Raw genomic sequence first — 19,411 nt, forward strand, 5'->3', positions numbered from 1 at the left:
AAGAGTAGCCGCTGCCTCCGCGCCCGCCGCCGGCTCACGAGCCGGAACCACCCGGCCGAACGCGTCTTCGCGGTTCGCCGGCCCGAGCAGCGGTCAGCGGGAAGGGGCGCGGTCGAAGGCGTTCAGGATGACCGCGGTGGCGTCCAGGTCGCGGGTGACCGGTCCCAGCCGCGGCACGTCGGCGGAGCCGGGCCAGGTGTGCCCGCCGCCCTCGACCGTGTACAGCGCCAGCGTGGCCCGGCCGGGGCAGGTCCGCCACCGCTGCAGGCGTACGTTCGCGGCCGGCCGGGCGGTCGCGCGGGCGGTGGCGCGGCCGGTGCAGCCGAGCCGGGCCGCCCACGCCGCGGCGGCGCGCTCGACCGGCTCCAGCGTGACGAGCCGTCCGAGGGCGCGCAGGTCGCCGGGGGCGCTGCGCAGCGGGTGCCCGCCCTCGTAGGGGACGACCTGGTCGCCGGTGCCGTGGAAGGCCACGATCGTGGTCGGCGGGGCGTCCTGGCAGGGGCGCACGATGTTGAGCCCGGCGACCGCGGCCACGGCGGACAGGCGGCCGTCCATCACGCACACGAGCGAGACGGCCATCGCCGCGCCGTACGACATGCCCGCGGCGAACTGCCGGCGCGCGTCGACGCACAAGGTGCGCCGCAGGTGGTCCAGCAGCGCGGCGAGGAACGCGGTGTCGTCGGGCCCGCCGGTGCGGGGCAGCGTCCAGCCCATGCGCCCGTCGGCGGCCTGCGGCGTGGCCACCACGTAGCCGCGCCGCGTCCCCTGCTCGGCGAGCCGGCTGTAGGCGCGCTGCTGAACGGCGCCGGACCCGAGTCCGTGCAGATCGAGGATGACGGGATGAGGCCCGTCGCCCTCCGGCAGCGCCAGCAGGAACCGCCGCCGCAGCCCGCCATGGGACAGCACGTGCCGACCGGCCTCCAGCCCCGGCCCGCGCCCGCAGCCATCGACCCCGGCGCCCGTACTGCCGCCGCTGGGACGGGCGGGAGGCGAGGCGGCCGGGGGAGGCCCGGCGGCACACCCGGCGGCGACCAGCGCCGCCACCATCAGCATGATCACGCGTGCCCGCATCCGCGCCCCTCCCTGCGGCGCCCCCGCCGCACCGGCGCGACGCGTCCGCCGGGGCGCCCGGCTAGCATCGCAGGCATGAGCGAGCCCCGGCCTGTCAGGCTTCCCCACGGCGGCACCTTGTCCTGCGACACCTGCCGCAACGACGTGTTCGAAGAGTACCGGTGGAAGCTCCAGACGACCGGGATGACGTTCTTCAACCTCGACTGGGCCAACCGCGACGCGACCTGCTTCGTGTGCACCTCATGCCGCCGCATCCACTGGTTCCACCTGTGACCGTGCGCCGCCCGGGCCGGGCCTGAGGCCGCCGCGAAGACCCGTCCCACGGTTCCGGACCTCTCTCGCGTCTCAGAACGCGACGGCCGACCCGGGTGATCTTCAGGCGGCTTGCCCGTGCTGCTCTACTCTTGCCACGAAAGCAGGCGGGAAAGGGGTTCGCGTGAAGCCTGGCGTGGATGATTCCCACGGTTCGTCCTTGGACGCTGTCCTTGAGCGCATCACGTACGCCAACGAGGAGACCGGCTACACCATCGCCCGCGTGGCCACCGACCGGTCGGGGTCCGAGCTGCTCACCGTCGTCGGGCCGCTGCTGGGCGCGCAGGTCGGCGAGTCGCTGCGGCTGCGCGGCCGCTGGACGTCCCATCCCCGTTACGGCCGCCAGTTCGAGGTCTGGTCCTACACCACCGTGCTGCCGGCCACCGTGCAGGGCATCCGCCGTTATCTCGGCTCCGGGCTGATCAAGGGCATCGGCCCCAAGATGGCCGAACGCATCGTCGACCACTTCGGCACCGACACCCTCGACGTCATCGAACAGCACCCGGAACGCCTCGTCGAGGTGCCCGGCCTCGGCCCCAAACGCACCAAGATGATCGCCGCCGCGTGGGAGGAACAGAAGATCATCAAAGAGGTGATGATCTTCCTGCAGGGCGTCGGCGTGTCCACCTCGATCGCGGTGCGCATCTTCAAGCAGTACGGCGAGGAGTCCGTCTCCGTCGTGCGCAGCCGGCCGTACCAGCTGGCCGACGACGTGTGGGGGATCGGCTTCAAGACCGCCGACACCATCGCCCAGGCCGTCGGCATCCCGCACGACAGCCCCGAACGCGTCAAGGCCGGCCTGCGTTACACCCTGTCGCAGGCCGCCGACGACGGCCACTGCTACCTGCCGGCCCCCAACCTCGTCGCCGACGCCGTCAAGATCCTCGACGTGCCCGCCGACCTCGTCGCCGCCTGCCTGGAGGAGCTCGTCGAGGCCGAGGGCGTCGTACGCGAGCCCGTCCCCGCCGGCGACAACGTGGTGCCGGCCGTCTACCTGCCGCCCTTCCACCGCGCCGAGGTCTCCCTGGCCTCCGGGCTGCTGTCGCTGCTGCGCGCCGGCCACGACCGGCTCAAGGCGTTCGCCGACGTCGACTGGGAACGCGCCGAACGCTGGCTGCACGGCCAGACCGGCGCCGACCTGGCCGCCGAGCAGCGCCAGGCCGTCCGCCTGGCCCTGACCGAGAAGGTCGCCGTGCTCACCGGCGGCCCCGGCTGCGGCAAGAGCTTCACCGTACGCTCGATCGTGCTGCTGGCCCGCGCCAGGCGCGCCAAGGTCATCCTGGCCGCGCCCACCGGCCGCGCCGCCAAACGCCTGGCCGAGCTCACCGGTCACGAGGCCACCACCGTGCACCGCCTGCTGCAGCTGCGCCCCGGCGGCGAGGCCACCTTCGACCGCGACAACCCCCTGGACGCCGACCTGGTCGTCGTCGACGAGGCGTCCATGCTCGACCTGCTGCTGGCCAACAAGCTCGTCAAGGCGGTCGCGCCCGGCGCCCACCTGCTGTTCGTCGGCGACGTCGACCAGCTGCCGTCGGTCGGCGCCGGCGAGGTGCTCAAAGACCTGCTGGCCGCCGACGACGTCCCCCGCGTCCGGCTCACCCAGGTCTTCCGCCAGGCCGCCGAGTCCGGCGTCGTCGTCAACGCCCACCGCGTCAACACCGGCCGCCACCCCGTGCTGGAGGGCATGAAGGACTTCTTCCTGTTCCCCTGCGAGGAGCCGGAGGAGATCGCCGCCCTCACCGTCGACGTCGTCGCCCGCCGCATCCCGCGCCGCTTCCGCCTCGATCCGCGCCGCGACGTGCAGGTCCTGGCCCCGATGCACCGCGGCGCCGCCGGCGCCGGCGCCCTCAACGCCGCCCTGCAGGAGGCCCTGACCCCCGCCCGCGAGGGCATGCCGGAGCGCCGCTACGGCGGGCGCGTCTTCCGCGTCGGCGACAAGGTCACCCAGCTGCGCAACAACTACGACAAGGGCGCCAACGGCGTGTTCAACGGCACCGTCGGCATCGTCACCGACCTGCGCCCCGACGAGCACAAGCTCACCGTCCTGACGGACGAGGACGAGAGCGTCGAGTACGCCTTCGACGAGCTGGACGAGCTCGCCCACGCCTACGCCGTCTCCATCCACCGCTCCCAGGGCAGCGAGTACCCCGCGGTCGTCATCCCGCTGGCCACCAGCGCGTGGATGATGCTGCAGCGCAACCTGCTGTACACCGCCATCACCCGGGCCAAGAAACTCGTCGTGATCGTCGGCTCGCGGCGGGCCCTGGCGCAGGCCGTGCGCACCCGCGGGGCGGGCCGCCGGCACACCGGCCTCACCCACCGCCTGACCCGCCGGTGACCTGCCCGCACACCAGCAAAAGTGACGGAAATGTGACCGAACATCCCTAATTGATTCGGCGTCTTACGAGCAGGAGCATTAAGGTCTTTGACGTACCTTTAGGTACCGCTGGGAGAGGACTGCCTTGAACGTCGCGCCCGCTCGAAGGAGAACCGCCACCGCGCTCGCGCTGCTCACCGCCGCAACGCTGACGGCCTCATGTTCGAGTGGTCCCGCCGCGCAAGAACCCGTCGGCCCCGACGGCACCACCGTGGCCACACCGCAGGCCCCCACCGTCCAGATCACCCCCGCCGAGGGCGCCAAGAAGGTCGGCCTGGACAAGAAGATCGTGGTGACCGCCGCCGGCGCCGCACTCGAGGACGTCACCGTCGAAGCCGACGGCGAGACCCTCAACGGCACCTACAACGCCGACCGCACCCGCTGGACCTCCAAGACCGCGCTCAAGCCGTCCACCAGCTACAACGTCTCCGCCAAGGCCGGCGTCACGAGCGTCACCAGCACGTTCACCACCGCCAAGCCCGAGCGCGCCCTCCAGGTCGCCGACGTCACCCCCAACCGCAAGGGCGAGACCGTCGGCGTCGGCGCCCCCATCATCGTCACCTTCAACCAGCCCGTCTCCAACAAGGCCACCATCGAACGCGCCCTGGAGATCGAGGCGGAAAAGCCCGTCGAGGGCGCCTGGCGCTGGATCAACGACACCGTCGTCATCTACCGCACCGAGAAGTACTGGCCCGCCCACCAGAAGATCACCTTCAACGCCGACATCACCGGCCTGAAAGCCGGCAAGGGCCTGTGGGGAGTCAAGGACTACTCCGCCACCCTCGAGATCGGCGCCAAGCAGATCAGCAAGGTCGACGTCGACAAGCACATGATGTACGTCTACAAGGACGGCAAGCGCGTGCAGACCATGCGCATCAGCGCCGGCATGGCCACCACCCGCGAGTACACCACCACCTCCGGCGTCCACCTGACCATGGAACGTGCCCACCCGGTCCGCATGATCTCCCCCGGCCGCAAGAAGGGTGACCCCGGCTACTACGACGTGATGATCGACCACGCGGTGCGCATCTCCAACTCCGGCGAGTACGTCCACGCCAAGGACAACGTCTGGGCCCAAGGCGTGCGCAACGTCAGCCACGGCTGCATCAACGCCCGCCCCGACCAGGCCAAGTGGTTCTACGACAACATGCAGCGCGGCGACGTCGTCGAAGTCACCGGCACCGACCGCGAGCTCGAATGGAACAACGGCTGGGGCTACTGGCAGATGTCCTTCGCCGCATGGAAGAAGGGCAGCGCGCTCAAGGGCGAGCAGGCATGAGCGCGCCGCGCATCCGTCCCGGCGGCCCCGCCGACACCCCCGCCGTCCTGGCCATGTTCGACAGCGCCGTCGCCTGGCTGGCCGCCTCCGGCCGCACCGGCCAGTGGGGCAGCGCCCCCTTCACCGGCAACCCGCAGCGCACCCGCCAGGTCGCCGCCTGGGCCGCCGGCGGCGGCATGCGCATCGCCGAGGTCGGCGGCGAGCCCGCCGCCTGCATCGTCGTCGGCGCCGCCCACGACTACGTCCCCGCGGCCACCGAACCCGAGCTGTACGTGCAGGGCCTGGTCGCCGACCGCCGCTTCACCGGCCACGGCGCCGGCCGCGCCCTGCTCGACTGGGCCGCCGGCGAGGCCCGCGAGCGCGACGCCGGCCTGCTGCGCGTCGACTGCTACGCCGGCGGCGACGGCCGCCTGGTCGCCTACTACGAAGGCTGCGGCTTCACCCGCGTCGCGCCGTTCACCGTGGGGGAGTGGCCCGGCATGCTCCTGCAGCGCCGCCTGACCTGACCGCCTGACCAACCGCGGCCGATTCAGGAACGAACCCGGCCGCGACCCTTCCTACCGTGGTCCCTCACGCGACAACGCAACGGAGGACCACCATGACCGTCGACCAGGCCACCACCGAGCGCGCCGACCTGCTGGCGGTGCTGGCCAACCAGCGCCGCCTGCTGCGGCACACCACCCGCGACCTCACCGACGAGCAGGCCGGGCGCCGCACCACCGTCAGCGAGCTGTGCCTGGGCGGCCTGATCAAGCACGTCACCGCCTCCGAGCGCAACTGGGCGGGCTTCATCCTGAACGGGCCGTCGGCGATGGCCGACTTCGACGCCATGACCGAGGCCGACCTGGCCACCTGGGCCGACACCTTCCGGATGCTGCCCGGCGAGAGTCTCGCCGGCCTCCTGGCCGACTACGCCGACGTGGCGCGCCGTACCGACGAACTGATCGCCACCCTGCCCGACCTGGACGCCGCCCAGCCGCTGCCGCGAGCCCCCTGGTTCGAGGCCGGCGCGCACTGGTCGGCGCGCAAGGTGCTGCTGCACATCACCACCGAGACCGCCCAGCACGCCGGCCACGCCGACATCATCCGCGAATCCCTGGACGGCGCCAGGACCATGGGCTGACCACACCGGCGGTGAGTCAGCCCATGATGATGACCGATCGCCTGCCGGCACGGCCCTCGGCCATGGCGTCGAGCGCCGCGCCGGCATCGCGCAGGCCGATCGGGGTGAACTCGGGCACGATGCCGTGCGCCGCCGAGAACGCGAGGGCGTCGCGCAGGTCGTGCGGGGAGCCGGACGGGTTCACCATGACGTGCAGCCGGTTGAGGACCATCGGCTGCGTGGGCAGGATCAGCGGCTCCGGGCCGTACCCGACGAGCACGAGCGTGCCGTCGGGTGCCAGGCCGGTGAACGCCGCCGCGGCCGCCGAGGTGGACGGGGTGGTGTTGAGGATCAGGTCCGCGCCGCCGTCCCAGGCATGGAGAGCCTCGGCCGGGTCGCGGTCCTGGGTGGCGATGAAGCGCTCGGCGCCCATCCGCCTGGCCGCCGCCTCGCCCCGGCCGGAGCGGCTGATGACGGCCACGCGGGCTCCCATGGCGGCGGCGTAGCGGACGGCCAGCGCGCCGACACCGCCGGTGCCGATGACCGCGACACGCGAGGTGGCGGTGATCCCGCCCTGCCGCAGGCCGTTGAAGGCGGTCAGGCCCGCGCACATCAGCGGCGCCGCCGCGACCGGGTCCAGCCCCTCCGGCAGCGGGGTCACGAAGTCCGCCTTGAGGACGGCGTATTCGGCGTAACCGCCGTCCATGGCGACGCCCGTGAACCGCTTGCGCGGGCAGAGGATCTGCTCGCCGCGCACGCAGTGGTCGCAGTGGCGGCAGGAGTCGCCGAGGAACTGCGCGCCCACGGCCGTGCCGGCCTCCGGCCACGACACACCGGGGCCGGTCGCGGCCACCACGCCGGTGATCTCGTGACCGGGGACGACCGGGAAACGGGCGATGGGCCAGTGACCCTGGAGCAGGTCCAGGTCCGTGTAACAGATTCCGCACGCGGTGATCTCGACCAGGACCTCGCCCTGTCCGGGCTCGGGCACCTGGCGTTCGATGCATATGAGCGGCTCATGGGCCGCGGTGGCCATGGCGGTGAGCACGCGTGGACCTCGATTCGTGAATGCCGGTTGTCACGTCGTCATGCTCTGGCCGGCCCCGGGCCGCCGTTCGTCAGCTGGAGATGGAGCTGGAGCAGCTCCTCGACGTGACGAAAGCTCGACGATCTTGCCGTCGGCCACGCGCATGAGGTCGGTGCCGGTGAAGGAGACCCGGCGTCCGGTGGCGGGTGTGCCGAACCAGTCGCCGGTGTGAACGGCGGTCATGCGCCAGTGACAGACCACCCAGCCGTCACCGGTCTCTCCTTGCTGGATCACCTCGTGGCGGGTGCCGGTGAATCCGTCGCGGACCGCGGCGACCAGCAGCCGCAGGCCGTCGATGCCGGACCCGGCTCCGGGGACGGGATTGTGATCGACCATGTCGGGCGCCACGATCTCATCGAGGCCCCCGACGTCACCCGTATCGAAGAGCTGGTAAACACGTACGGCGACGGCCTGAGGCTCCGTTCCCTCAAAAAAGGGTTTGTCGTTGTTTCCCACGCCTGCATCTTGCCGCAGCGGGAATACCGGCGGCGAAAAAATGCCCACACCTGCTTTTTCTACGTCCTCTGCGCCTACCACCAGCAGAGACAGGCTGACAGACTTCGCCGAAAACCGCCATTGCCATGCTGGGACAGACGATGACATCGGCCTTTTCCAAAGGCCGCGATTCCCTCCACCAGCAGTCAGGAGAAAACGGCGAATGTCGCCCCTTGTGCAATACACGAACGCTTTCCAGGAAAGCGGCCGATGGCACGCATTCCCTTTCCGACAAGGGGACATCGTCATCAGCACGCACTCCAAGAGCGGTACGACCTGGATGCAGATGATCTGCGCCCTGCTCGTCTTCCAGACCGCCGACCTCCCGGAGCCGCTGCCGGTGACGTCTCCCTGGCTGGACCACCGGATCGTCCCGCACGACGAGGTGCTCACCCGGCTGGAGGCCCAGCGGCACCGGCGGTTCATCAAGACGCACACACCGCTCGACGGAATCCCGAACGACGCACGCGTCACCTACATCGTGGTCGCGCGCCACCCTCTGGACATGGCCGTGTCGCTCTACCACCACGCCCGCAACCTCGACGTGGAACGGATCCGAGCGCTGACGAACCAGCCGGAGCCCGCCAGGCCGCCGGCGCCGGCCTTGCCGCTGCGCGACTGGCTGCTGCACTGGATGGACAAGGACGTGCCACCCCTCGACGACATGGACTCTCTGCCGGGGGTGATGAGGCACCTGTCGGACGCGTGGGAACGACGCCTGCGGCAACCGAACGTCGTCCTCGTGCATTACGACGACCTCCTCACGGACCTGGCCGGCGAGATGCGCGAACTCGCGCGAGCGCTGAACATCAGCGTGCCGGAGAACATCTGGCCGACACTGGTGAAGGCCGCCACGTTCGACACCATGAAGTCCCGCGCCGACAGCCTCGCGCCGAACACCGGGGACGTGCTCAAGGACGCCGCCGCGTTCTTCCACCGGGGCGCCTCCGCCGCGGGCCGCGTGTTGCTCAACGACGACGAGCTCGCCCGCTACCAGGAACGGACCCGCCGGCTGGCCCCACCCGACCTGCTCGAATGGCTGCACCGCCACTGACCCGCCCCCTCCCGCGGCTCAGCCGCCGACACCCCGCAAACCACCACCGATATCCACACCCCGGACAGGGAGTTCACCAGCCATGCCGACAGCAGTGCTGTTCGACGCCTTCGGCGGACCCGAGGTCCTTCAGGTTCGCGAGGCCGAGGCCGGCGAGCTGCGGATCCGCGTCGACGCGATCGGCCTGAACCGCGCCGAGATCATGTTCCGTTCCGGCGCCTACTTCGACAAGCCGAGCTTCCCCGGCGCGCACCTCGGATACGAGGCCGCCGGCGTCGTGGAAGCCGTCGGGCCCGACGTGACGGGCTTCACCGCAGGCGACACCGTCGCCGTCGTCCCCGCCTTCCAGCAGTCCAGCTACGGCGCCTATGGCGACCACGTGATCGTCCCCGCCGCCGCGACCGTGCACCGCCCCGCCTCCGTCCCGGCCCAGCGGGCCGCCGCCGTGTGGATGGCCTGCCTCACCGCCTACGGCGCGCTCGTCGAGGACGCCTTCACCCGCCCGGGCGACCACGTTCTGATCACCGCCGCGTCCTCCAGCGTCGGGATCGCCGCGATCCAGACCGCCCGCCACCTCGGCGCCACCCCGATCGCCACGACCCGCACCGCCGCCAAGAAGCAGCGACTCCTGGACGCCGGGGCCGCGCACGTCATCGTCACCGACGACCAGGACGTGGCCACCACGGTCAAGGACATCACCGGCGGCGCCGGGGTGCGGCTCGCGTTCGACCCGATCGCCGGCCCGGGAGTCGACGACATCGCCCGGGCCATCGCCCCGGGAGGCCGCCTCGTCGTCTACGGCAAACTCGACCCGCGCCCCACCCCTTCCCGAACGCCCACAGTTACCCGGCGCTGACCACCCGCACCTACACCTTGTTCGAGGTCACCACCGATCCGCAGCGCCTGGCCCGCGGCGTCGCGTTCGTCAACGCCGGGCTGGCCTGCGGCAGCCTGAGCCCGATCATCGACCGCATCTTCGAACTGGCGGACATCGCCGAAGCCCATCGGTACATGGAGTCCAACACCCAGATCGGCAAGATCGTGGTCGTCGTCCGGCACTGACTCCGCCGTCCGGCGCGTCACGCTGCCTCGACGTGGCGCAGACCCGGGGAGCGGCACCGCGGCTGTTCGCCCGGGAGGGCGCCAGGGTGCTGACCCGCGACCATCTTTCCCCCGCGACACTCACACGACGCGGGCCGCACGACCAGACCGACGCGGTCCGGCCCGCTCACCGACGTCGCGGGACCACGCACCGCCCACGCGCTGCCACCCGACGACGCGGTGGACGGCGGCGTCGAGTCCCTCACCGGCGAGTTCGACCTGCGGGCGGAATGCCCCCGGCCGACCCCAGCGGGCGCCGGGCGGGCCGGCGTTCTGGGCCAACGCCATGACCGCGCGCGACTTCGACCGCGTCACCCACCCCCGGCCGCGCGCCGCACCAGATCACCGAGCCCGCCCTCGTGCGACCACCTGGCGCCCGCGAGTACACCGACGTCCTGCCGAACGCCGTCCACGATCGACGGCTACGGCCACGACATCACCCACGCCGGCCCGGCACGTACCAGGAACTGGCCACCCTCACCTTCACCCCAGGCACCGGCTCCACCTACGTCCCGCGTGCCTACCACCGGCAGGGACAGGCTCGCGGGCCCCGGCCACGCACACCCAGCGCGATACTGGGAAGCATGGCCACCCGCCCCGACCTGCGCACCGACCCGGCAACCACGCCGGGCCCAGGCCACGGACGACGCCTCGACCCGCGCACCGAGCTGAGCGAGTTCCTGCGCACCCGCAGGGCCCGGCTGAAGCCGGCCGACGTCGGGCTCGACGAGCACGGCCGACGACGCCGCGTACCCGGCCTGAGGCGGGAGGAGCTGGCCCAGCTCGCCGGCGTCTCCGTGGCGTACTACACGCGCCTCGAACAGGGCAACGGCCGCAACGTCTCGGCCGAGGTGCTGGACGCGATCTCCGGCGTGCTCAAGCTCTCCGACGCCGAGCACGCCCATCTGCTGCACCTCGCCAAGCCGAAACAGCACCACCGGCGACGGCCCGCGCCGCAACGCCAGCAGGTGCGGCCCGAACTCCTGGAACTGCTGACGGCCCTGGAGGGCGTACCCGCCTACGTGTGGGGCCGCCGCACCGACGTGCTGGCATGGAACCACACAGCCTGCGCGCTCTTCGGCGACTGGGCGGCGCGCGCCCCCCAGGAGCGGAACTGGGCCAGGATCACCTTCCTCGACCCGGCGGCCCGGCGGCTGTTCGCCGACTGGGAGTCCAAGGCTTCCGACGTGGTGGGCAACCTGAGGCTGGACGCCGGCCTGCACGCCGACGACCCACTGCTCACGGCCCTGATCGAGGAGCTGTCCGCCGACAGCGGCGACTTCCGCAGGCTGTGGGCGTCCCACGACGTCAAGAACAAGGCGCACGGCAGCATGCGGATGACACACCCGCTGGCCGGTGAGCTGACGCTCCGCTACGAGACCTTCACCCTCCCCGGCGACCAGGAACAGTCACTGTCGACCTACCACGCCGAACCCGGTTCGGCCTCGGAGGAGGCACTGCGCCTGCTGCGACGCTGACACCGCCGGCCGTACCGACACCGATCTCAGCCCGGGGGAGAGGCCGGCACCCACGTCAGCAGCGCGACCAGCCGCTCGCGCCCGTCCACCCGACAACGACGCCGGCGAACGGAACTGAACAACCTCCGCCGCAGGGGAGAGGACCCCCACCGAACGCGCCGCACACCCCCAGGCCGCGCGCCCTCACACCAGCCTCAGCTGCGCCGCCCGAGGCCGCACCCGAGCCGGCTCCGGCGCCCCACACGCCATCCCATACACCCGGCACAACTGAGCGATCTGCTCCGTGATCCGCCCCTCATACTGCGGCGACGGCAACCCCGCCCCGTCGTACAACTCCTCATACCGCCCCACCAACTGCGGATGCGCCTGCGCCAGCCACTCCACATACCACTCCCGCGTCCCCGCAGGCAGGCGCAACACCACCGGCTCCACCACCCGCACCCCCGCCGACGCGATCCGCCGCACCGTCGCCCCCAGCTGATCAGCCGCATCACTCAGCAACGGCAACACCGGCGCCATCAGCACCCGGCACTCAACCCCAGCCTCCACCAGCGCCGACACCAACTCCAGCCGCGCCTGCGCCGTCGGCGCCCCCGGCTCCACCACCCGCCGGATCCGCTCGTCCACGAACGCGATCGACACCGCCACCCGAGCCCCCGCCCGCGCCAGCAACCCCGTATCCCGCAACACCAGCGCACTCTTCGTGTACACCGTGAACGGCACCCCCGCGCCCTCCAGAGCCCCGATCACCCCCGGCATCAACCGGTACGTCTCCTCAGCTGCCTGATAACAGTCACCACCGACCCCCACCGCCAGCTCACCGCCATCCCAGCGCGCCAGCTCCACCCGCAGCCGCTCCACCACATTCGGCCGCACCACGACCCGCGTGTCGAAATCACGCCCCGCATCCAGCCCCAGCCGCCGGTGCCCCGCCCGCGCACCACACCCCCGGCACGCGTGAACACAACCCCGATAAGGGGAGACCCCCCACCCCTGCGCGACCCCCGCCACCTGCGGCACCCGCTCGATCACCGTACGGGCCTGCATCTCGTAAAAACCACCACGCACCACCGCACGCCGCTCGATCAGCGGCCGATCATCGGCAGCATCGACAAGCGCAAGCGCGTCCCAACCCACATCCACAGTGGAACACGCATTCGACTCCACTTTCAAGCGGAACCCCCACACCCACCGGGGGAGCAAACCCCTAAAATCCGTACACCCGTACCACTTCTCCACCCAAGGAGACCCCCATGGCCTGGATCCTCCTCGCCCTCGCCATCGCCACAGAAGTCCTCGCCACCACCGCACTCAAACTCAGCAACGGCTTCACCCACCTCGGCTGGACCATCGCCGTCATCGCCGGCTACGTCACCTCCTTCACCCTCCTCGCCCGCGTACTCAAACTCCAACTCGACATGGGCACCGCCTACGCCGTCTGGTCCGGAGCCGGCACCGCCGCCATCGCCCTCATCGGCGCCGCCTTCATGGGCGAAACCCTCACCCCACTCAAAATCGGCGGCATCCTCCTCATCATCGGCGGCGTCGTCCTCCTCAACCTCGCCGGCGGTGCCCATTGACCCAAGAACGCGCCCGCCGCCGCCGCGCCACCCTCCTCACCGCCGCCGTCGACCTGCTCACCGAAGGCGGATTCGCCGCCGTCACCCACCGAGCCGTAGCCCAACGCGCCCAACTACCCCTCGCCGCCACCACCTACTACTTCACCTCCCGCGACCACCTCCTCGCCGAAGCCTTCGCCCAACTCGTCGACACCGAACTCGCCACCACCCGCACCTGGACCACCGACCACGGCATCACCGGCATCCCCGACCAGCTCGCCACCACCGACCGCACCCGCCAACTCGGCCTCTGGGAGCTCTACGTCCACGCCGGACGCCACCCCCACCTCCAGCACATCGCCCGCCGCTGGACCGACGGCTGCGTCCGCATCGTCGCCGACGCCCTCCACCTACCGGAAACCGACCCCCGCGCCCGCCTCCTCTACACCACCATCTGCACCCTCTGGCTCGAGCACATCGTCGAACAACGCCCCCTCGACGACGCCCACACCCTGCTCACCCTCGCCCTCGAAAACGCGTTGCCACCCCCCTGACCCCTCCTTACACTGCCCCCGTGCTCACACCCCACTATCCGATCACCACCCCCCGGCTGACCCTGCGCCCCTTCACCACCGCCGACCTCGACGCCCTGCACGCCTACGAATCCCGCCCCGACGTCACCCGCTACCTCTACTGGGACCCACGCGACCGCGACACCACCCGCGACCTCCTCGACAAAAAGATCAACCGCACCGCCATCCACCACGAAGGCGACGCCATCGACCTCGCCGTCACCCTGCGCGACACCGGCGACCTCATCGGCAACTGCCTGCTCATCTGGACCAGCGAACAACACCGCCAAGGCGAGATCGGCTACGTCCTCAACCCCGCCCACCACGGCCACGGCTACGCCGCCGAAGCCGCCCGCGCCCTGCTCCACCTCGGCTTCACCGCACTCGGCCTCCACCGCATCGTCGGCCGCCTCGACGCCCGCAACACCGCCTCCGCCCGCGTGCTGGAAAAACTCCACATGCGCCACGAAGCCACCCTCATCGAGAACGAATTCGTCAAAGGCGAATGGTCCAGCGAAGCCATCTACGCCATCCTCGCCACCGAATGGACAGCATGACCATCCACCACCTCGCCCTCCGCACCGACTGGGAAAACGCCCAGCACGCGGGGGAGTACCGCATCTCCACCCTCGGCCGCACCCTGGACCACGAAGGCTTCATCCACTGCAGCCGCGACCACACCCAGCTACGCGCCGTCCACACCGCCTACTACAGCCACGTCACCGAGCCGCTGCTCGTCCTCGACATCGACCCCACCGGCCTCGACATCCGCACCGAGAACGGCTACCCCCACCTGTACGGACCCCTGCCCATCACCGCGGTCACCGCCGTACACCCCTACACAGCCTGAAGGACCGCGTGGACACCCGCACCGCCGCCCAGCGCTTCGCCCACACCTGGCAACACGGCTGGACCCACCACGACACCGACGCCATCATCGCCCTCTACCACGACGACGCCGTCCACACCAGCATGCCCTTCCGCCCCCCACACCAGGGCAAACAGGCCATCGCCGACTACATCCGCTGGTCCTTCACCGGCGAAACCGACCCCCACGCCACCTTCGCCACCCCCATCGTCGACGGCGACCAAGCCGCCATCGAATTCCGCGTCCACGCCCACGAAAACGGCCGCCCCATCACCTTGGCCGGCTGCGTCTTCGCCCGCTTCGACCCCGACGGCCTCGCCGTACGAACCCGCGACTACTGGCACACCACCGAAGGACACCACTGACCCGTCAGCGCGGCCCCCGCACCTGCGACACCACCGGACGCGAACGCTCCACCTGCTGCGTCCGCACCTGAGACTCATCCACCGGCCGCCCCGCCACCTGATCAGCGACCTGATCCACCACCTCGGCCCGCCGCTCGGCACACCCGCCCGCGCAATAACCGTTCGTCACGATCAGCCGCCCACGCAACGGCGTGTACGACTCCTTACCGGACGCGGGCCGAACACCCTGACACACCGGACATATGACCGACTCGTTTCCCACGTGCTGCCCCTCTCCGCGCGAATAGCAGAAACTCCACCCTAAATCGCGCAACCCGACAAGGACAGCGAATCAACCGAACGTCAACCGAACCGTCAACACCGGCATGATCACGAGCCGGGGAGACGAGCGGCCGGACACCGGCCCGCGAAATCCCTGCTCACCAACACCGCGGCCACACACCACGCGACTCCCGCCCGCCGCACCGACCGCCACCGACAGGCCGCGCCGAATCGGAAAATCGTCCCGCCAGCCCCACGCGTCCAGGGGAGCACTCACCCCTTCCGGAACGGTCTACTTGACATAATGTTCATTATCGAGCAACCACCGGAGGGCCCGCATAAACCGCCCGCACCCGGGAAGACGCCCCGCATGCCCGCCCAGATCGCACTGCAGATCAGCCCCGGCATCATCGCGCTCAGCGCCGTCCTCACCGCGGCCGCCATCTGGCTGATCATTCTCGCCGTACGTCTCACATACCGGCCGCGCAACCGTCCCGGAATCAGCGTCGATCTCGTCGACCAGGCCCGCGAGCTCAAGGCTCTCGGGCAGATCCAGGAAGCCGTCTTCCTCGTACGCGGCGAGACCGGCATGAGCCACCGCGCCGCCGCCAGGTTCGTCAACCGCTTATGACCCCCCAGGCCCGGCACGGCCCGGTAAAGCGCACTTATATCCCATACCAAACAGAAGGTGGATTCTGTTCGGTATGGGACATAAAGCCTGATGGCCCATAAATCGTGACATCGGCACCACAACGGCCCAGCACGACCCCGCCTCCTCGCCGTACGGACCCGCGACTCCCCGCCCACGACAGCGGCGAACGGCCGGATTCAGCAAGAAGTTCGGCCGGGTCGAGGACGTTCGGGTTCCGCACCGGAAATCGCCGCTTCTCAACCCCTCCCCCGAAATCGCGGCGCCGACGGCCGTTCTTGACGGCCGGCCTCGGCCGGTGGCGCCTCCTCGGCCGCCGTAGCAGGCTTGGGCTTGATGCAGCGGCAGGTGCGGGCAAGATCAGTCACGCCTGCAGGGTCTTCCCTACCATCAAGATGATCGCCAAGCGGCGCATACTCGTCTTCATCCGGGTCGCGCCGAGACCGTAACGGGCGTCCGCGGGCCAGCCTTCCTGCTCGACCTTCCCACCTACTTTGCCCGGGGCTGCGATGATCAGCGGCCGGGACCGGGCCGGGCGTGCCGCCACCGTCTACGTCACTGGCGGGCCCAAGAACCGGCAGCACCTGATCGACACCTTTGTCGTCGCGATGTGCGACCGCGGAGCCCGGGCAGCAGCCGCGGCCACTGGACCGACGGGACGCCTCCAGTTCTGCTACTTGCTGGGCCAGAAAGGGATGGCCTCTTCAGCATCTACGGTCCCCCGCCATCCCCAGCGCCGACGGGCCGGTTACCAGGCGTAAGCCTCGGGGGCCGGACCGGGACCGGGGAAGATCTCATCCAGGCGGGCCAGCTCGCTCGCGCCGAGGCGGAGATCGAGGGCCTGGAGGGAACGGTCTAGCTGGTCCAGTGTGCGTGGTCCGATGATCGGGCCGGTGACGCCGGGCTGGTGGAGCAGCCAGGCCATGGCGACGTCGGCCGGAGGGTGGCCGATCTCGTCGCAGAACTGCTCGTAGGCCGCCACCCGCTCGCGGTTGGCCGCCAGCCGCTTGGCCGTGAGGTCCGATCCCGAGGCGCGTCCGGTGTGGGTTTTGCGCAGGATGCCGCCGAGGATGCCGCCGTACAGCGGGGACCAGGGATCACTCCGAGGCCGTACTCACGTGCGGCCGGCAGCACCTCCAGTTCCGCGGTTGCGTTCAGCGAGGTTGTACAGCGGCTGCTCGCTCACCAGACCGAGCGAGTGGCGTCGCCTGGCGGCCTCGTTGGCCTGGGCGATGTGCCAGCCGGCGAAGTTGGAGGAGCCGACGTACAAGATCTTGCCCTGGTTCACCAGGACGTCCATGGCCTGCCAGAACTCCTCCCATGGCGTGTTCCTGTCGATGTGGTGAGCCTGGTAGAGATCGATGTGATCGGTGCGCAGCCGGCGCAGGCTGTCCTCGACCTGCCGGCGGATGTGCAGCGCCGACAGGCCGCGAGTGTTGGGGCCCTCCCCCATCGGCTCGTAGACCTTGGTGGCCAGGACGATGTCGTCGCGGCGCCGGTTCTTGGCCACCCAGTGTCCGATGATCTGCTCGGTCCAGCCCTCGCCGAGGCGCCAGCCGTAGATGTTGGCGGTGTCGAAGAAGTTGATGCCGAGTTCGAGAGCACGGTCCATGATCGTGTGGCTGGTGTCCTCGGGAGTGTCCGGCCCGAAGTTCATCGTGCCGAGCACAAGCCGGGATCGCTCGACGTGGTGGGTCTGGTCTGGGTGCCGCCGCCGCTGAGTCGTCGAGCGGTCGCCGATTTGCCCGTGGGATCAGTTGGTAAAAGCAGTCTGGGTGCGGTGGTGCTTGGGGGTGTCGATCTCGTCGAGCAGGGCGATGGCGAAGTCGGCGTAGGAAATGAGGCCGATGCCCGCAGGGCCACCGGTCCGGTAGTGGCCGACTCGCGGGCCGTCGTGGTCGAAATTTCCGGTGGGGCTGGCGTACACCCAATCGAGGCTGCTGGCGGTGGAGAGCAGAACCTGCAGTCCTGCGGCATGGCCCTCAGAGAACGGCCGATACTCGGGCGGGAATGCGTCGGTGTCCATGAGCCGTACCCCTGGTTCGGTCTCCAAGAGGGTGCCAAGACCGACCACCAGCAACCGGCCGACTCCGGCACGAGACAGTCCGTCCAGCAACGCGGTGGCCGCGCCGACATAGAAGCTGTCGGGCGACGCTTCGGCGTCATGGACGGCGCTGATCGCCGCATCGTGGCCGGCGGCGACCGCGGCGACGCCGTCCACATCCGTGACATCACCGGCCACGACCGCCACCTCATCGGCCGCCAGGTCGCCGTACTTGGCCGGATCACGGACCACCGCGGTGACCTGGTGGCCGCGCATGCGAGCCTCGCCGACCGCCGCGCGGCCGGCCCTGCCACCGGCACCGAAAATAACGATCTTGCTCATCTGGATGCTCCGTTGTGTCCGGCAGGCCAGGTCACCCGCCACTGCTCCGGAACGGTATCCACAAGATACTTGTTACTTCAACGGTACTGAGTTACCGCCAGGATAGTGACTGTGCCACTCGACCCTGAGATGTTCGACCCAGCCTGTCCATCCAGCGTCATGCCGATCCGGATCGGCGAGAAATGGTCAGCGATGGTCCTCATCTGCCTTGAGCACGGCCCTCGCCGGTTCACTGAGATCCGCACCCCGCTCCGTGGGATCACGCCGAAGGTGCTCACCGAGACGCTGCGCGCGCTCGAACGCGACGGGCTGATCACCCGCACCGCCTACCTGGAGATCCCACCCCGGGTCGAGTACGAGCTGACACCGCTGGGCCGCACGCTGCTCGAACCGATCGCGGCCTGCCGCGTCTGGGCACAGAACCATCTTCCCCAACTGCTCAAGGCACGTGAAGCCTACGAGCACCGGATCTCCCGCTGATGGTCGAAGCGCGTCCTGGTCCGCTCGGCGTACCTCCTCACACAACGGATCGACGATGCCGAGCTGCTCGGCCACGAAGTCGACGACCGAGGCCGGCACGTCGGAATCCTCCAGGAACGCCCCGGCCCACCGAACGGTGACGAGCTGAAGGCCGAAGCCAAGCCGAGTGGCGTCGCGCTTTCCGGCGATCAGGCCCGCGCTCTTCGTCCAGGATCGTCCAGTGCTCGACCAACGCGTCGATGTGCATCGGGGGCGTTTCATGACCAACGAGCATTGACGCCAAGGGGGTGTCGCCCAGTTGAGGCCTTGCGGTTGACTGTTCCCGAGTGATCTACGGGAGGCTGCGGTGGGCTGGATCCGCGAGTACCCGCGCGTTCAGGTGCGGCATCTGCACAACGCGCGCCCTAAGTTCGGGGAGTGGGAGTTGACCATCTCTGTGACCCCGATCGCCGTGCGGCGGCCGGCACGCGGGGTCAAGCAGGCGACCGTAGTGTGCCGCGCGTGCGGCGCCGAGCTGGGTGTACGAGTCCACAGCGCGATGAGCACCCGCGTGACGAAGTTGCTCCTGCTGCTGCTCGGCATCGTCGCGACGCCCGCGACCGTGGCGCTGTCCCTGATCATGGTCGAGACCGACAACGGCGGGGCGATCGCCGGGGCGTGGGTGTCGCTGTTCCTCGCGCTCGGGGGGTTCATCGGCTGCTACTTCGTTGACGGCGTGCGGCTGCCCAAGGGTGGCGCCCTGCACCGGCTGGCCTATCAGAGGCGACAAGGGCAAGATCACGGGTAACGGGCACTAAGGTGGCGGAATTTCGAAACGGCCTCGGCGCCTCGGGTTTCCGCTTCGCTCTTGTCGCTGGGTTACAGCCCGGAAAGGTACCGGAACGGCAGCTCGGAGCGAGGTGATCTTTGCCCGAT

General features: G+C 70.1%; 23 protein-coding genes and 2 pseudogenes. 17 read left to right on the top strand and 8 right to left on the bottom strand.

Features of this window, described 5'->3' with window-relative positions; all coding sequences use genetic code 11:
• Window positions 1–93: 93 nt before the first annotated feature.
• Window positions 94–1,071 (bottom strand): alpha/beta hydrolase family esterase, encoded by a 978-nt coding sequence (locus ACIBP6_RS07930; RefSeq protein ID WP_397049923.1) that lies wholly within the window; start codon window positions 1,069–1,071, stop codon window positions 94–96.
• 75 nt (window positions 1,072–1,146) lie between these two features.
• On the opposite strand from ACIBP6_RS07930, the gene ACIBP6_RS07935 reads away from it, so the two are divergent.
• The 5 genes from ACIBP6_RS07935 (at window position 1,147) to ACIBP6_RS07955 (ending at window position 6,162) form a co-directional block, all read left to right on the top strand.
• Entirely contained in the window at window positions 1,147–1,344 is a 198-nt protein-coding gene (locus ACIBP6_RS07935) for a hypothetical protein (RefSeq protein WP_397049925.1), read from the top strand.
• Between the two features lie 163 nt (window positions 1,345–1,507).
• Window positions 1,508–3,721, top strand: a complete 2,214-nt coding sequence (gene recD2 / locus ACIBP6_RS07940) for an SF1B family DNA helicase RecD2 (RefSeq protein ID WP_397049927.1) — start codon at window positions 1,508–1,510, stop codon at window positions 3,719–3,721.
• Between the two features lie 124 nt (window positions 3,722–3,845).
• Window positions 3,846–5,039, top strand: coding sequence for a L,D-transpeptidase (locus ACIBP6_RS07945; RefSeq protein WP_397049929.1), 1,194 nt, complete (start codon window positions 3,846–3,848; stop codon window positions 5,037–5,039).
• The gene (locus ACIBP6_RS07950) at window positions 5,036–5,545 is read left to right on the top strand and encodes a GNAT family N-acetyltransferase (protein ID WP_397049930.1); all 510 of its coding nucleotides are present in this window, start codon (window positions 5,036–5,038) and stop codon (window positions 5,543–5,545) included. The genes ACIBP6_RS07945 and ACIBP6_RS07950 overlap by 4 nt, the downstream gene beginning before the upstream one ends.
• 92 nt (window positions 5,546–5,637) lie before the next feature.
• Window positions 5,638–6,162 carry a DinB family protein gene (locus tag ACIBP6_RS07955; protein ID WP_397049932.1) on the top strand — a complete coding sequence of 175 codons (525 nt, stop codon included), beginning with the start codon at window positions 5,638–5,640 and terminating at the stop codon, window positions 6,160–6,162.
• 16 nt (window positions 6,163–6,178) lie between these two features.
• On the opposite strand, the gene ACIBP6_RS07960 is transcribed toward ACIBP6_RS07955, so the two are convergent.
• Window positions 6,179–7,189 (bottom strand): alcohol dehydrogenase catalytic domain-containing protein, encoded by a 1,011-nt coding sequence (locus tag ACIBP6_RS07960; RefSeq protein WP_397049933.1) that lies wholly within the window; start codon window positions 7,187–7,189, stop codon window positions 6,179–6,181.
• A 30-nt stretch (window positions 7,190–7,219) separates the two neighbouring features.
• Window positions 7,220–7,684 (bottom strand): ester cyclase, encoded by a 465-nt coding sequence (locus ACIBP6_RS07965; protein ID WP_397049935.1) that lies wholly within the window; start codon window positions 7,682–7,684, stop codon window positions 7,220–7,222.
• A gap of 202 nt (window positions 7,685–7,886) precedes the next feature.
• Here ACIBP6_RS07965 and ACIBP6_RS07970 point away from each other — a divergent pair, with 202 nt between their 5' ends.
• From ACIBP6_RS07970 to ACIBP6_RS07985, 4 genes are all read left to right on the top strand, one after another.
• Complete coding sequence (locus ACIBP6_RS07970) at window positions 7,887–8,777, top strand: sulfotransferase domain-containing protein (protein ID WP_397049937.1); 891 nt, start codon at window positions 7,887–7,889, stop codon at window positions 8,775–8,777.
• Between the two features lie 82 nt (window positions 8,778–8,859).
• Window positions 8,860–9,633: a zinc-dependent alcohol dehydrogenase family protein gene (locus ACIBP6_RS07975; RefSeq protein ID WP_397049939.1), complete on the top strand. Its 774-nt coding sequence runs from the start codon at window positions 8,860–8,862 to the stop codon at window positions 9,631–9,633.
• A 17-nt stretch (window positions 9,634–9,650) separates the two neighbouring features.
• On the top strand, window positions 9,651–9,839 hold the full coding sequence (locus tag ACIBP6_RS07980) for a zinc-binding dehydrogenase (protein ID WP_397049940.1): 189 nt from the start codon (window positions 9,651–9,653) through the stop codon (window positions 9,837–9,839).
• Between the two features lie 623 nt (window positions 9,840–10,462).
• Window positions 10,463–11,356, top strand: coding sequence for a helix-turn-helix domain-containing protein (locus ACIBP6_RS07985; RefSeq protein ID WP_397049942.1), 894 nt, complete (start codon window positions 10,463–10,465; stop codon window positions 11,354–11,356).
• A 183-nt stretch (window positions 11,357–11,539) separates the two neighbouring features.
• Here the strand turns inward: ACIBP6_RS07985 and ACIBP6_RS07990 are convergent, their stop codons facing one another.
• Window positions 11,540–12,523: a radical SAM protein gene (locus ACIBP6_RS07990; protein ID WP_397051483.1), complete on the bottom strand. Its 984-nt coding sequence runs from the start codon at window positions 12,521–12,523 to the stop codon at window positions 11,540–11,542.
• Between the two features lie 86 nt (window positions 12,524–12,609).
• On the opposite strand from ACIBP6_RS07990, the gene ACIBP6_RS07995 reads away from it, so the two are divergent.
• From ACIBP6_RS07995 to ACIBP6_RS08015, 5 genes are read left to right on the top strand one after another with little or no spacing between them, the layout of a single operon-like run.
• Complete coding sequence (locus ACIBP6_RS07995) at window positions 12,610–12,936, top strand: DMT family transporter (protein ID WP_397049944.1); 327 nt, start codon at window positions 12,610–12,612, stop codon at window positions 12,934–12,936.
• On the top strand, window positions 12,933–13,469 hold the full coding sequence (locus ACIBP6_RS08000) for a TetR/AcrR family transcriptional regulator (RefSeq protein WP_397049946.1): 537 nt from the start codon (window positions 12,933–12,935) through the stop codon (window positions 13,467–13,469). Before ACIBP6_RS07995 ends, ACIBP6_RS08000 begins: the two co-directional genes overlap by 4 nt.
• 20 nt (window positions 13,470–13,489) lie before the next feature.
• A complete protein-coding gene (locus tag ACIBP6_RS08005; RefSeq protein WP_397049948.1) occupies window positions 13,490–14,044 on the top strand; it encodes a GNAT family N-acetyltransferase in 555 nt (184 codons plus the stop codon).
• Window positions 14,041–14,337, top strand: a complete 297-nt coding sequence (locus tag ACIBP6_RS08010) for a DUF952 domain-containing protein (protein WP_397049950.1) — start codon at window positions 14,041–14,043, stop codon at window positions 14,335–14,337. The genes ACIBP6_RS08005 and ACIBP6_RS08010 overlap by 4 nt, the downstream gene beginning before the upstream one ends.
• Window positions 14,338–14,345: 8 nt before the next feature.
• A complete protein-coding gene (locus ACIBP6_RS08015; RefSeq protein ID WP_132623001.1) occupies window positions 14,346–14,720 on the top strand; it encodes a nuclear transport factor 2 family protein in 375 nt (124 codons plus the stop codon).
• A 4-nt stretch (window positions 14,721–14,724) separates the two neighbouring features.
• Here the strand turns inward: ACIBP6_RS08015 and ACIBP6_RS08020 are convergent, their stop codons facing one another.
• The gene (locus ACIBP6_RS08020; RefSeq protein ID WP_397049952.1) at window positions 14,725–14,907 is read right to left on the bottom strand and encodes a hypothetical protein; all 183 of its coding nucleotides are present in this window, start codon (window positions 14,905–14,907) and stop codon (window positions 14,725–14,727) included.
• A gap of 444 nt (window positions 14,908–15,351) precedes the next feature.
• Here ACIBP6_RS08020 and ACIBP6_RS08025 point away from each other — a divergent pair, with 444 nt between their 5' ends.
• Window positions 15,352–15,612: a hypothetical protein gene (locus ACIBP6_RS08025; protein WP_132623005.1), complete on the top strand. Its 261-nt coding sequence runs from the start codon at window positions 15,352–15,354 to the stop codon at window positions 15,610–15,612.
• Between the two features lie 766 nt (window positions 15,613–16,378).
• Here the strand turns inward: ACIBP6_RS08025 and ACIBP6_RS08030 are convergent.
• Together ACIBP6_RS08030 and ACIBP6_RS08035 are read right to left on the bottom strand one after the other, a co-directional pair.
• Window positions 16,379–17,287, bottom strand: a pseudogene (locus ACIBP6_RS08030) (aldo/keto reductase).
• A 96-nt stretch (window positions 17,288–17,383) separates the two neighbouring features.
• Window positions 17,384–18,016: an NAD(P)-dependent oxidoreductase gene (locus ACIBP6_RS08035; RefSeq protein WP_397049954.1), complete on the bottom strand. Its 633-nt coding sequence runs from the start codon at window positions 18,014–18,016 to the stop codon at window positions 17,384–17,386.
• A gap of 111 nt (window positions 18,017–18,127) precedes the next feature.
• On the opposite strand from ACIBP6_RS08035, the gene ACIBP6_RS08040 reads away from it, so the two are divergent.
• Window positions 18,128–18,496, top strand: a complete 369-nt coding sequence (locus tag ACIBP6_RS08040) for a winged helix-turn-helix transcriptional regulator (RefSeq protein ID WP_397049956.1) — start codon at window positions 18,128–18,130, stop codon at window positions 18,494–18,496.
• A gap of 57 nt (window positions 18,497–18,553) precedes the next feature.
• Here ACIBP6_RS08040 and ACIBP6_RS08045 read toward each other — a convergent pair.
• A pseudogene (locus ACIBP6_RS08045) lies at window positions 18,554–18,757 on the bottom strand (DUF4158 domain-containing protein); the annotation flags it as partial.
• A gap of 85 nt (window positions 18,758–18,842) precedes the next feature.
• On the opposite strand from ACIBP6_RS08045, the gene ACIBP6_RS08050 reads away from it, so the two are divergent.
• Window positions 18,843–19,283, top strand: a complete 441-nt coding sequence (locus ACIBP6_RS08050; protein ID WP_397049958.1) for a hypothetical protein — start codon at window positions 18,843–18,845, stop codon at window positions 19,281–19,283.
• Window positions 19,284–19,411 lie beyond the last annotated feature (128 nt).

The sequence above is a fragment of the Nonomuraea terrae genome (assembly GCF_044465245.1).
Lineage (GTDB): Bacteria > Actinomycetota > Actinomycetes > Streptosporangiales > Streptosporangiaceae > Nonomuraea > Nonomuraea terrae.

Coding starts and splice junctions, on each gene's coding strand:
- ACIBP6_RS07930 (WP_397049923.1), bottom strand. CDS start 1,071: ATGCGGGCACGCGTGATCATGCTGATGGTGGCGGCGCTGGTCGCCGCC.
- ACIBP6_RS07935 (WP_397049925.1), top strand. CDS start 1,147: ATGAGCGAGCCCCGGCCTGTCAGGCTTCCCCACGGCGGCACCTTGTCC.
- ACIBP6_RS07950 (WP_397049930.1), top strand. CDS start 5,036: ATGAGCGCGCCGCGCATCCGTCCCGGCGGCCCCGCCGACACCCCCGCC.
- ACIBP6_RS07955 (WP_397049932.1), top strand. CDS start 5,638: ATGACCGTCGACCAGGCCACCACCGAGCGCGCCGACCTGCTGGCGGTG.
- ACIBP6_RS07970 (WP_397049937.1), top strand. CDS start 7,887: ATGTCGCCCCTTGTGCAATACACGAACGCTTTCCAGGAAAGCGGCCGA.
- ACIBP6_RS07975 (WP_397049939.1), top strand. CDS start 8,860: ATGCCGACAGCAGTGCTGTTCGACGCCTTCGGCGGACCCGAGGTCCTT.
- ACIBP6_RS07985 (WP_397049942.1), top strand. CDS start 10,463: ATGGCCACCCGCCCCGACCTGCGCACCGACCCGGCAACCACGCCGGGC.
- ACIBP6_RS07995 (WP_397049944.1), top strand. CDS start 12,610: ATGGCCTGGATCCTCCTCGCCCTCGCCATCGCCACAGAAGTCCTCGCC.
- ACIBP6_RS08010 (WP_397049950.1), top strand. CDS start 14,041: ATGACCATCCACCACCTCGCCCTCCGCACCGACTGGGAAAACGCCCAG.
- ACIBP6_RS08025 (WP_132623005.1), top strand. CDS start 15,352: ATGCCCGCCCAGATCGCACTGCAGATCAGCCCCGGCATCATCGCGCTC.
- ACIBP6_RS08035 (WP_397049954.1), bottom strand. CDS start 18,016: ATGAGCAAGATCGTTATTTTCGGTGCCGGTGGCAGGGCCGGCCGCGCG.